Below are 13,329 nucleotides of genomic sequence, written 5' to 3' on the forward strand. Positions count from 1 at the left end.
GCTGAAAACACTAAAAAAAAGGTGTTTTATGACCTCTTTTTTAGTGCTTGCTTTGCCAATTTATACTTTTTGATAGGTTAAAGTATCTCGCATCACTTTAAGTCGTGATCCTGGTGCAAAGAGTATTCTGGCTTTTTTAATCAGTGCTGTGGTGACTTCTTCTTGTGTAGCAACACCTTCGCTGCTTACACCTACACGTAGGTTTCCAAGTTCTCCTATACGAACCACATTGCCATAACTTAATTCTTCTATACACACATCAACGAGTGCATAGAGTACGGCACGAATATCTGCACCACTAACGGTACTTATTTTTTCAATACTTGTGGTAAGCGCTTCAATATTGCGCTCGTCTTGTTTGGCTGTAGTAGCATACCATTTTTTGATACCACCACCTGCTACGCCTGGTTCTCCACGTTCCAGGGCTTTAATTTTTACTGGCATTTTATTTGTTTTTAGTGAAACTCTAATTTTAAAAGCACGCAGTGTTTTAAAATTAGTTAGTTGAACTAATCCCTGCGACCTGTGCTGAACTTGATTCAGTAAGGCAGGGATCTCATCTGTATATAAAGAGATCTTCTAAACAATCTCTATCGCATCCATTCCCACATGGGCAAGGTTTGTTCTTTTTATTTTTACATTGCTATTCTTTACTGTATACCATCTCGACCTGCGAGGTTATGGATTCCTGCCTACGCAGGAATGACACGCTAACTATTAACTACAATCTAAACTCTAAATTTTGATATGCATCCTGTCATTGCGAGCAGCCTATACTGAGCATAGCCGAAGTACCAGCAGGAATCTCATCTGTATATAAAGAAACTTTCTAAACAATCTCTATCGCATCCGTTCTAAGATAGGAATCGGTAGGGTTCTTTTTTTGTTTGTATCATCATCTTTTTCTTTTGCAATGTCGTTGTGAATCTTCCTGTCATCCTGAATAGCCTGTGCTGAACAAAGTCAAATCACTCAGTTAGACATTTGTAATTACTTTTCAGACAGCCTCTCATCTGTATATAAAGAGACTTTCTAAACAATCTCTATCGCATCCATTCCCATATGGGCAAGGTTCGTTCTTTTTATTTTTGCATTTTCTAACTTAAGGTATCGTTTTTCATCCCATAGCTTTATAAAAAGGTCTTGTACAATGTCTTCTGCCAGCTGAAAGGAGTCGCAATATTTAAACGCATATACACTTAAAGGTTTATAATACCGGTCGAATAGTTGTTTGTAGGCGTCCGGACTTCCTTCCTTTAGGTTTTTAAGAATTTGAGCATCACTTAATTTCATATATCAGATTGTGTAGGGAGGATTATTGGCAATAAAAAATGTGCTAATATAATTTAATTTGACAGCTCTCATAAATTATATTACCATACAAGATAAATAATTTGATGCAAATACTATTAATAGCTAAGGTTTTTTTTACTTTTTAACTATTCGCTCTCTTTACGTAGTTGCTTTTAAAACTCATTTTATCTTTTAGAATTTTCATGTCTTCACCTACTTTTCTATCCAGTATTTTAGCATAATGTTGAGTTGTTTTGAGTGATTTATGCCCCAACATTTTGCTTACTGACTCTATGGGAACGCCATTGCTTAGCGTGACCGTAGTGGCAAAGGTATGACGTGCTAAATGGAACGTGAAGTTTTTATGAATGCCACATAGATCTGCAATTTCTTTTATATAGGCATTCATTTTTTGATTGCTTAACACCGGTAGTAATTTATTGCCATTGATTACTTCTGGATGGTCTGCATATTCTTGGGGATTTTTCTTTTTCAATTTTATCGTTGAATCTTTTTATCTATTACATCGTTTGATGATTTAGTTCAAACTTCATTTATTTTATGAAACACCACCTAGTTAGCTGCTTTGATGTGTTTTACAATTATTTAAATATATTCTTTTAGAAAAGGATTCTCCTCTGGATTCAGTTGCATCTTGACATCAATGCTTGTAAATTGTAAAAGTACTTTCTTTTTGTAAGTCGCCCCCCTTAACAACTATGAATGCCAATTGAGATTCTCTAAAATATGTCTCAAAACAAGTTATTGAGACATATAGCTACATAAATTACCATTCCCTAAAAATACATTTCTCATAATTTTGAATTTATCTACCTCTACAAAAAAATTAGAGCTCTAATTATAAGTTAATTATTATGAAACCTTCTATTAAAAAAACACTACTGTTTCCTTTTGCGTTGATATTTCTCTTTAGTTTCTATTCCTGTAGTAAAGAAGATGTTCCAGCATCTGTGTATGATGAAATTGGCAGGTATTATATTGCTAAAAAAATTACTGAAATGCCCCCAGTAGATATTATTGGTGGTTATTCTTTAGCCGTTGGTGACATCTATCTTTACAAAACAAGTAGCGCTTATTATGGTAAATTAGAAGTGCTACAAATTGCTGTTGTTACTAATTTTTCTATTCTAACAATAAAAGCTACAACTTATAAAGAAAATGGTACTATTTTTAATGAAACTACTTCCAATAATTTAGTTCTTTTAGATACTTTCTATTGTGATTTAGACACTATGGAGAAAAATGCCAATACCTCTAATACTAATGATTTTATTTGGGATGGTACAGACCAAGTTATTCAAAAACGCAACGGTGCTGTATTTCTTAAATACGATTAGCATTTAAAGTTTATGAAAAAATGCAAAAGGAAATTTGATATTAAAAACAATGATAAAATTTATTGATAATGAAAAACCTTATTGAACATATAATTGTGCAATATCAAGAAGTCCAAAATGGAAAATTATGGATTGGCAGCACATTTGCTAGCAAGTTAAATTTAGTTAATAAAAATACTGTTTTTATAAGGCCTATTAGCGGTTTACACAGTATTGCAGAAATCATCTCACATTTAACCTTGTGGAGAAAAGAAACTATCTTGAAAATAGAAACTGGAGAAGGAAGTAAAACCGATGACTGTGAAGAAAATTGGCTTCCTTTAAGAAAACTAAAGTCATTAGGTTGGGAGCATATTATTGAGGAATATCAGACCTCTTTAGTTACTCTTATTGAATTGTTAAAATCAAAAGATAATGATTTTTTAAATGAAATTTATTATGATACCGATTTCAAAAAAGACTATCCTTATCAATTTGTGATTCATGGAATGTTACATCATGACCTCTATCATCTAGGTCAAATTGGCATAATAATTAAGTATTTAAAAAAGAATAATCTACTTAAATAATTTGTTACTATATTAAATAAAAACATTTTTTATTTTTTTTTAAAGTTAGGTTTTACTGTGCTCAACCCAGTATTTAAAATACTTCATAGGTTGTGATATGAATTTAATATCAATAAATAGTATTATTTATTCAATAGTATATTCCATATTTTTTTTAAAAAAAAGTTAATTCCTCTTCATAAAGATTTACCTAATTCTATTGCTAATTAGTAATCGTGCATTCTTTTTAACTTCTAATTGATTTTTGTTTATTTTAAAAAATGTCTCAAAAGCTATATTTGATACAAATTTGTTATTCAACTAAATTTTATAAAAGACCTAAATCTCTAGATTTGATTTCGTATTATAAAATTATACGTCATGAGAAAAAAAATTACATTACTTGTTTTGATTGTTGGACTTGCAAATTTCTATGCACAAACACTCCCCTCTCCAGTAAATTTAGAAACTGGGTACAGTGTACACAATGATGGTTACCTTCTTTATCCTTCTCCAGAGAATGCCTACACCACTATTCTTGAAGTTGGCCCTGGAAAAACCTATACAGAAATACATGATATTCCGTATACTTTAATAACTCCTGGTACTTTGGTTAAAATTTATTATCGTCCAACTCCATATCTGACTAAAATTTTATTAAATGTACAAGCAAGTGAAAATAACAAAGTACGGTTTCAAGGAATACCAGATGAAAATGGTACGTTGCCAGTAATTTCTTTTACCAATGCAACGCTTTGGGGAAACACTCCAAGTAGTGGTGCTTTAACTATTGCTACAGGATCTTTATTTATTGTTTATGATGTTTACAATGTAAAACCCTCTTGGATAGATATTGTGAATTTACACTTAAGAGATGCACCTTACGCAGGTGTTTGGGCACAAGCAGATCATGTTTCTATAAAAGGATGCATTTTAAATAATAATGCCAATGGTGTTTTCTTTCAAGCAAATGACCAAAATATCCTTGAAATTTCAACCAATATGCTTATTGAAGGCAACTTATTTATGGAAAACGGTTCTACAGGGTCTAATGCAGATAGACATCATAATATTTATGCACAAGGAAGAAATTCAACTATTCAATTTAATACTTTACAGCGAGTAAAAGATGGCTCTTTGGGTACTAGTTTAAAAGACCGGTCTTCTTTTACTGTTGTACGATATAATCGTATTGAAACCTCTTCTAGAAGTATAGATTTGGTAGAACCAGAAGATACAGACCAAGTGTTGACTGTAGATGCGAATTGGGGTGATGCGTACGTGTATGGAAATTTAATTATTAATGACCACCCTTCTGGATCTACTGCTATGATACATTATGGTTATGATAATGTACCTACCTACAGAAGAGAAGGTACTTTGTATTTTGCTAACAACACTATTTATGTTGATAGAACAGGACATGGTCTGTATAAGGTAAGTTTATTTGATGTGAATAGTACAGTATCTAATATACAGTTTTCTAATAATATTTTGTATGCCACTGGGATGAACCAATTTAATATTTTTCGTTCTAATAATACCGATAATGCAGGTGCAATTGCTTTTGAAACTTCATGGCTTTCTGTTAATGGAACCGATGACCCAACCTCTTGGCAACTTAATGATTTAGCAGGGTCTTATTCAATGACAGGAACTCCTATTAATGGAAATGGAATTAACGCAGGCTTTACAGCAGTTGCTAATGGAGATTATACGTTAACAGGCAGTTCTCCTTCTCTTGCTTTAGGAACTAATTTAAACGCTACTATTGGTTTAAATGTAAACTATAACAGTATTACTACATTAGTTGAATTAGCTAGAACAGATCAAGCAAATCCCAATTTAGGTGCTTTTTCTTCTGATACTGCTACTGCAAGTATATTGGATGAAACCTTAAAAAAGTCTATTAGTACCAGCTACCCAAACCCTTTTGAAAATAGCACTACTATACAATACTCATTGGCCAATGATACTTTTTGCACGATTACCATTACCAATTCAATTGGTCAAGTCATAAAAAAATTAGTGAATTCTACCCAAGTTTCTGGAAACTATCGTGTAGCTTGGGATGGAAGCAGCATGCAAGGTAAAAAGGTTTCTAAAGGTTTGTATTTCTACACAATAACTACTAAAAATCATATTGAATCTAAAAAAATGTTACTAAAATAATTACTAATGCGAATCAAGGTTTAAAAAGCAAGGTGAATAAGGGTTGCGGCTAATTTCCCAAAAACATGTACCAACAATCCTTTTGTGGATCTGACTTTGCTCGCTCTCTGAATATCGGTTTTTTCGATCAACCAGTTGAAAAATGATTCTATTGGTTGTCGCACGGCGGAGACTGCTCTGGAGAACAGGTCATTGGCGGCTCTGTCGATTTTTTCTCCAGTCGTTTTACCCTTTTACCGCCTTTACAGGAGTGCTGTACATAGCTGAGTTTTTCTCATCTTCCAGCCGTAAGAAAAATCCTTATCACAACATATCTTATCTCCAAAAAAACATCTACCTCTATTCCCTAACTAGGCGCCTCTGAAGACGTTCAGGTTACTTTCAGAGGCTGTAATGAGTAACTGCTCGGAAGGGGCAACTTTCCTTCCCCTCGAAAACCTAGGGTATGCAATTTCAGTTACGTAGTACCATATATTTTTTTGTGGAATAATAGCTTTTGTCGACAAGTTCTTTTGCCATATATCCAGTACGTTTCCCTGAGCAGATGACGATGGGCATCGAATCCAGAGGACTCCATTCCCAAGCCAGTCCGAGGCTCTGAATTCCGAGACCGATAATGGACCTAATTGACCAAATGCATTGGAGCGCCTGTTTGTCCTTTTGCTGTATGCTGAATAGAAGCCAAGTTAGAGAAAACACTCAAGCAGATTATCCTATGCGAAACCAATGTATATACTTAATCTTGAAGTGTTGCTCTTCTAGAACGGAAAATAAAGTATATCGCCGTTATTTTTGGTCTGTCAGTTTGGGTTCGCTATTGTTGCTGAACCTTCGGCAATGGTATTTCAAATCTTTATCGTACTTTTCACAAATGTAAAGGTAAATTTTCACTAATATCCATTTTGAATAAAGTAGAAATCATCTGTATGATGTGCAAAAAACAATAAAACTTAACCACAGTAAAATGAAATTTTTGAACTACATAAAACTCATTCCATCTAAAGCGATAAGGACTTACAGTAATTATTGCTTTGCTCACTTTTAATACCTGAAAGTTACTCATATCAACTATATCCTACTTAAAATAATACCTATAAAATATAGTATCTAAATTTTAAATGCTAGAAACATATAATTATTGATAAAATGTTGTCTTTAATTGGTAATTTGTTGTAGCTAAACACAATCTTAAAAAGCATCTTTGTATTTATAATAGTTTATTATTAAGTTATTCATGCCTGTTTAGTTTTAGCTTTAATAAATATAACTATAAGGTCATAGAATCGGTTTATTAAAAAAATATAATAATCAAAATGAAAAAACCTTTGTTATTTATACTTACGCTAATGTCCTCTCTAATCCTAAGTGCTCAAGATCTAACCAATAAAAAAGATGCGCTAAAATATTTAGATACATCATTAGATTTTGAAACTAGAGCCCTTGATCTGGTCTCACGTATGACGTTGGACGAAAAAATAACACAGCTAAAAAGCAGTGCGGGAGCGATCCCCAGGTTGGGAGTGCCCGAGTACGATTGGTGGAATGAAGCACTACATGGTGTGGCCCGTGCCGGAGTGGCCACGGTTTTCCCACAATCCATCGGAATGGCGGCCAGTTTCAACAAGGTCTTGATGGGACAGGTAGCCAATGTGATTAGTGATGAGGGGAGAGCAAAACATCATGAAGCTTTACGCAATAGCAATGTGAGCAAATACAGAGGCTTGACGTTTTGGTCTCCGAATATCAATATTTTTAGAGACCCGAGATGGGGCCGAGGTCATGAAACCTATGGCGAAGACCCTTATTTGACAGGACAAATGGGTATGCAGTTTGTAAAAGGACTCCAAGGAGACCATCCCAAATACCTCAAAACCGTTGCTACTCCCAAGCATTTTGCCGTACATAACGGTCCAGAACCGCAACGGCATACCTTTAATGCCGTACCCAATGCTCGCGATCTCTGGGAAACGTACCTTCCTGCATTTCAAGACGCTATAGTCAAAGCAGGAGCTTACTCGATTATGGGGGCTTACAACCGTGTGGATGGCGAATCTGCAAGTGCGAGTTCCTTACTGCTTGAAAACATCCTTAGGAATAAATGGGGATTCAAAGGCTATGTGGTTTCAGACTGCCGTTCGATTAGAGATATATATGCCTTTCATAAAATAGTGAACACCCCTGAGGAGGCGGCCGCAGTCGGTGTTCGAAAAGGTTGTGACTTGAATTGTGGGGATACATATAGGAAACATCTGAAAAAAGCCGTACAATCAGGTCTTATTGGTGAAGGAGAGATCGACCGCTCCACATATCGATTGATGTTGGCCAGAATGAGATTAGGTATGTTCGACAATCCTGACTCAGTACCTTATGCGCAAATAGCGTACAAAGTAAACAATAGTGAACCTCATAATCAATTGGCCTTGAAAATGGCTCAGGAGTCTATGACGTTATTGAAAAATAATGGAATTTTACCCTTGGAAAAGAACAGAATTAAAACTATAGCCATTGTAGGACCCAATGCAAATGATACAGAGGTTCTATATGCGAATTACAATGGAATAGCATCTCATCCCATTACAGTATATAGCGGGATCAGAAATGCGGCAAATACTACTACAAAAATCTCATACTCTAAAGGAGTTCCCTTGGTTACCGATGATTTTGCCGGCAAAGCCTATGCGGTAATTGAAAAGGACTATTTATCCAACACAGATGTCAAAGGAACTTACTCTCAAGGATTGTCAGGCGAATATTTCAACAACCAAACCTTGGAAGGGAAACCTTTAGTTGCTAAAGTCGATCAAAAAATCTCCTTTTCCTGGAAAAATTCGCCATCTGCGACAGAATTGGCCCAAGGTATTATCACATCAGATAAGGCTATAAATAAAGACAGGTTCTCGGTACGTTGGACGGGGAGCTTACTAGCTCCAAAATCCGGAAATTACAAACTTGGTCTTTTTGCTAACGATGAATGCCGTATGTGGGTCGATGGTAAAAAAATAATTGATGCCAAGTCTGATATTTATCCAAAGGCTCATCTAGAATCTCTTGAACTCGAAGCTGGCAAGTCCTACAATATAGTGATTGAGTATTCCCACATAGTGAAAGAAGCGAATGTAAATCTCATATGGGAAATCCCCGGTGCTAAAAGGAATGACAAACTTCTTAAACTATCGGAAAAAACGCTCGAAGAGGTAAAAAAAGCAGATGTAGCAATATTTGTAGGAGGGTTATCTGCAGAATGGGAAGGAGAAGAACGCAAAGGTGCTAAAAAATTTGATGGTTTTGCCGGTGGCGACCGTACTAGAATTGAGCTGCCAGACACACAGATGCAAGCATTAAAGGCCATGAAGGCAACTGGAACCCCCGTTGTTTTTGTTATGTTGGCCGGCAGCGCCGTAGCATTCAAAGGCTTAGAAAATGAATTGGATGCGATTCTAATGGCATGGTATCCAGGTCAGCGAGGAGGTGATGCAGTCGCAGATGTGCTGTTTGGCGATTATAACCCTGCTGGAAGATTACCTGTGACTTTTTATAAATCCACCAAGGAGCTGGCAGCTTTCACAGATTACAATATGCGGGCCGGTAAAGGCTTCACGTATCGTTACTATCAAGGAAAACCTCTATATCCATTTGGACACGGGCTGAGTTACACCAAATTCGAGTATACTGACCTTAGATTCAATAAAACGAGTCTTAACGACAACGAGGAGCTTTCTGTCTCTTTTAAAGTTGTGAACAAAGGAAAAATAACTGGTGAGGAGGTCGTACAACTTTATGTAAAGGATGTAGAATCCGAGAGATGGATGCCCAATAAGCAACTGCGCAGATTCGAACGTGTTCCATTAGAAGCAGGTGAAGAGAAAACTATTACGTTTAAATTAAACCCCATAGAGGATTTACGTTACTACAATGATATGTTTGGAAAATACATGGTGGAAGCTGGTGATTTCGAAATTCAAATCGGTGCGTCCAGTGAAGACATTAGGCTGAAAGACACCATCAATATCATAGAAGAATAAATCTGTAACAACAGTCAAGCACTAAATACTCAACAAATCAATGAAATTATCATCAAAATGAAGCCGTTCAGTATCCTTCTACCTCTCATATGCAGCGTGTTCATCTCGTTGCAACTTGTGGGCATGACAGCAGGAAAACCTGTCATCGCTCAAAAAAACCAGACAATCGAGGAGGTTGACGAATCGTTGGCTGGAAGCAGTCAGAAGCCCGTGATCACGGGCGAACTGAAAAAATGGCATAAGGTCACGCTTACTTTCGATGGACCGGAAGTTGCTGAGACCTCAGAGTTCAATCCCTTCATGAATTATCGATTCCGAGTTGTTTTCAGCCATACGGTATCCAATAAAAAATTAACTGTTCCCGGGTATTTTGCGGCCGACGGGGATGCTGGAGAAACATCGGCGACCGCAGGAAACAAATGGCGTGTTCATTTTGCCCCACCAGAAACAGGTATATGGGAGTTCAAAGCTGACTTTAGAAAAGGAAACTGGCTCGCCGTAAGCGATAGACCCGACGCTGGCATAAGTGCAGCATATATGGATGGAGCTAGTGGGTCGTTTAAAATTTCAAATTCTGATAAAACAGGTAGAGATTTTAGACGAAAAGGCTTGTTAGAATATGATGGGACGCGCTATCTTAAATTTGCAGAAAATAAAGAGTGCTTTCTAAAAGTAGGTCCCGATTCTCCAGAGAACTTCCTGGCATACAAAGATTTTGACGGTACCTTTCATACAGACGGCTACAAAGACAATCTTGTAAAAGATTGGGCGCCCCATTTCAGACACTGGAAGAAAGGAGACCCTACATGGCAGCATGGGAAAGGGAAAGGCATCATTGGAGCTGTAAATTATCTAGCCTCTAAGGGATTGAATTCATTTTCTTTTATAACCAACAACATTTCAGGGGATGATCAAAATGTATTTCCTTATATAGATTACAGCACGTGGGACAGGTTTGACTGCTCCAAGTTAGACCAGTGGGAGATCCTCTTTGAACATGCAGACAAAATGGGCATGTTCCTTCATTTCAAACTTTTAGAAGTAGAAAACCAAGGACTGTTGGACAACGGGGCCGTCGGTGCCCGCACAAAATTATATTATCGGGAGCTGATAGCAAGGTTTGGGCATCATTTGGCACTGAACTGGAACATAGGGGAAGAGATGGGAGATTGGGCTAAAAAACGTATCACCCCGCCCATGGATTCACAGCAACGTTTGGCGGCGGCAGCATATTTTTTCAATCATGACCCATATCACCATCATATTGTCATACATAACGGCAAACAACCTTTTGATGATGTTTTGGGAACGGAAAGCAAATATACCGGTCCTTCGATTCAAACCAACAAGATCGATTTCAGCAGAGTGCATGGAGAGACCTTGAAATGGTTGAGACTATCTAGAGATGCAGGCAAGCAATGGGCTGTCGCCGTTGACGAGCCAGGAAATGCACAGCACGGACTACTTAACGACACAGAAGATCCCAATCATGATGAAGCCCGTATAAATGGTCTGTGGGGCACCTTTATGGCCGGCGGCTGGGGCACCGAATGGTATTTTGGCTATAAACACGATCATTCGGATATCACATGTCAGGATTTTGCATCTCGCGACTTGTTCTGGAATCAATGCAAATTTCTGCTCGACTTTTTTCAAGACCATAGAATTGCTTTCTGGGATACAGAAAACAGGGACGATCTAGTTGATAAAAAAGATTATTGCCTTGCTAAACAAAATGAGCTGTATATCGTTTTTTTAAGAAATGGCATAGGCAACATAGATTTGACACACGCAAAAGGCAATTATTCCTTAAAATGGTTTGACCCTCGAAATGGTGGCAAACTACAGACGGGCAGTTATAAGAAAATCAAAGGAGGAAGTAATTTAGATTTATCAGGCGCACCCTCATCACCTAATAAAGACTGGGTGGTTCTTATTAAAAAAATATAAGTATGAAAAGAATAATTGTTTTTATAGTAATTGCATCTGCTACAATACTATCTGTTAAAGCTAAGATAAAAGTTCTCATAGTAGATGGACAGAACAATCATAGTGTGTGGCCAAAATCGACTATTATGATGAAGCAATATTTGGAAGAAACCAGGTTATTTGAGGTAGATATTTATCGAACACAATATACTTGGAGGGGGCAAAAAAATAAAACTTTCCTCCCATTGGCAAAAACAAAGGCGACTAAGGACTTAAAGAATCCTAAATACGATCCTGAATTTACACCAGATTTTAATGCGTATGATGTAGTAATATCAAACTTTGGTTCAAAGGCTTCCAGTTGGCCGAAGCAGACACAGATTGCTTTTGAAAAATATGTTAAAGACGGTGGTGGCTTTGTTTCTGTTCATGCCGCCAATAACGCATTTCCTGATTGGAGAGAGTTTAATAAAATGACAGGTCTAGGCGGTTGGGGTAATAGAACACAAAAAGATGGTCCTTTTGTATATTATAATAACAACAATATTTTAATTAGGGATTCTAGTCCTGGAAAAGCTGGCACTCATGGTCCACAACATCATATACCTATTACTATCCGTGTTTTTGACCATCCAATTACTTTAGGAATGCCTAAAAAATGGCTGACAGCAAAAGATGAATGTTATGCTATGTTAAGAGGTCCGGCTGAAAATATGACTATTTTGGCTACTGGCAAAGATATGTCTGGCAAAGCTCCAACAAACAGACACGAACCTATATTAATGGTTTTAGACTATGGGAAAGGTCGAGTTTTCCACACTACATTGGGGCATGAAGATTATTCTTTTGAAGGCGTTGGTTTTATCGTATCTTTTTTACGTGGTGTCGAATGGGCTGGCACTGGAAAGGTCACACAGTCTATTCCTTTTGACTTTCCTACATCTACTAAATCAAAGAGTAGAAAGTTCGAAGTAAAACTATGATAATACCATTTAAACTTTAATGACTACACTAAAATATCCTTTTTTTTTTTACAGTTATTTAAAAGTATAACTGCTAATAAGAAACAAAATTAAACATATTATGAAAAAAAAAATAATAAACGCCATTTTAACCACTATTCTATCTGCTACAATAACTTCTGCAATTGCCCAAGACTATGCGCAAACAAAAATACCATATCCTAAAACCCAATCAAAAGATTGGAAAAATTTATTAAACGATAATCTGTCTGCATGGGAAGTTTGGACTGGAATCCCTCATTTCTCTGTATCAAATCTTCCTAAAGGATATAAAAAGAATGCTACTGGTAAAAATACAGAACCTTTGGGTTTAGGAGATTCTATGGGTATCTATAAAGTAGTTAAAGATAATGATGGTAAAGCTGTTTTAAATATATCTGGAGCTGTATTTGCTGTTTTGTCCACTAAAGAAATCTATTCAAACTACCATATGACTATGCTTTTTAAATGGGGAGATAAAAAATATGCTCCTCGTAAAAATGCTAAAAGAGATAGTGGTCTCTTGTATCACTGCCACGGTAATCACGGCGCTTTTAAAAACGTTTGGAAGTCTTCTCTAGAATTTCAAATTCAAGAGGGCGATTTTGGCGATTTATATGTCTTGGGCGGAACTTATGCAAAAGCGAAAGCAAACGATAAAAACAGATGGGATCCGCAAGGAACAAAAATTAGTAAAAGTGCAAAAAGATCTGTAGATAATGAAAGTTCATATGGCGAGTGGACTCGCTTGGATTTGTATGTTATAAAAGATACAGCCATACACGTTGTAAACGGCGTTGTAGTGTTAGCATTGGTAGATGCAAAAGCTAAGAACGGCACTAAACTTGAGGCTGGTCAAATTCAAATTCAATCGGAAGGTGCAGAGTGCTTTGCAAAAGATATATCTATTAGACCTATAAAAAGATTTCCTAGAGAAATAAAAAAATTAGCTGGACTTTAGCCACTAAAAGTCTATAACAATTTTGTAATCGGGGGGATTTGAGTT

At 36.5% G+C, this 13,329-nt stretch carries 9 protein-coding genes and 1 pseudogene; 7 read left to right on the forward strand and 3 right to left on the reverse strand.

The window, feature by feature from the left end; translation table 11 throughout:
* Positions 1-60: 60 nt before the first annotated feature.
* The 3 genes and pseudogenes from Q0998_RS00655 to Q0998_RS00665 all read right to left on the reverse strand — a co-directional run.
* A complete protein-coding gene (locus tag Q0998_RS00655; RefSeq protein ID WP_299664781.1) occupies positions 61-444 on the reverse strand; it encodes an HU family DNA-binding protein in 384 nt (127 codons plus the stop codon).
* A 588-nt stretch (positions 445-1,032) separates the two neighbouring features.
* The gene (locus Q0998_RS00660) at positions 1,033-1,293 is read right to left on the reverse strand and encodes a sigma factor (protein ID WP_299664784.1); all 261 of its coding nucleotides are present in this window, start codon (positions 1,291-1,293) and stop codon (positions 1,033-1,035) included.
* A gap of 142 nt (positions 1,294-1,435) precedes the next feature.
* Positions 1,436-1,768, reverse strand: a pseudogene (locus Q0998_RS00665) (site-specific integrase); the annotation flags it as partial.
* A 400-nt stretch (positions 1,769-2,168) separates the two neighbouring features.
* On the opposite strand from Q0998_RS00665, the gene Q0998_RS00670 reads away from it, so the two are divergent.
* The 7 genes from Q0998_RS00670 (at position 2,169) to Q0998_RS00700 (ending at position 13,284) form a co-directional block, all read left to right on the forward strand.
* A complete protein-coding gene (locus Q0998_RS00670; RefSeq protein WP_299664787.1) occupies positions 2,169-2,651 on the forward strand; it encodes a hypothetical protein in 483 nt (160 codons plus the stop codon).
* Positions 2,652-2,719: 68 nt separating this feature from the next.
* Positions 2,720-3,220 (forward strand): DinB family protein, encoded by a 501-nt coding sequence (locus tag Q0998_RS00675; protein WP_299664790.1) that lies wholly within the window; start codon positions 2,720-2,722, stop codon positions 3,218-3,220.
* 360 nt (positions 3,221-3,580) lie between these two features.
* Positions 3,581-5,371, forward strand: coding sequence for a T9SS type A sorting domain-containing protein (locus Q0998_RS00680; protein ID WP_299664792.1), 1,791 nt, complete (start codon positions 3,581-3,583; stop codon positions 5,369-5,371).
* A 1,313-nt stretch (positions 5,372-6,684) separates the two neighbouring features.
* Complete coding sequence (locus tag Q0998_RS00685; RefSeq protein WP_299664795.1) at positions 6,685-9,393, forward strand: glycoside hydrolase family 3 protein; 2,709 nt, start codon at positions 6,685-6,687, stop codon at positions 9,391-9,393.
* Positions 9,394-9,516: 123 nt separating this feature from the next.
* The gene (locus tag Q0998_RS00690; RefSeq protein WP_299664798.1) at positions 9,517-11,343 is read left to right on the forward strand and encodes a DUF5060 domain-containing protein; all 1,827 of its coding nucleotides are present in this window, start codon (positions 9,517-9,519) and stop codon (positions 11,341-11,343) included.
* A gap of 2 nt (positions 11,344-11,345) precedes the next feature.
* Positions 11,346-12,305, forward strand: a complete 960-nt coding sequence (locus Q0998_RS00695) for a ThuA domain-containing protein (protein WP_299664801.1) — start codon at positions 11,346-11,348, stop codon at positions 12,303-12,305.
* A 100-nt stretch (positions 12,306-12,405) separates the two neighbouring features.
* On the forward strand, positions 12,406-13,284 hold the full coding sequence (locus Q0998_RS00700; RefSeq protein WP_299664804.1) for a DUF1080 domain-containing protein: 879 nt from the start codon (positions 12,406-12,408) through the stop codon (positions 13,282-13,284).
* Positions 13,285-13,329 lie beyond the last annotated feature (45 nt).

It is taken from the genome of uncultured Polaribacter sp. (assembly GCF_947501385.1).
Taxonomy (GTDB): Bacteria; Bacteroidota; Bacteroidia; order Flavobacteriales; family Flavobacteriaceae; genus Polaribacter.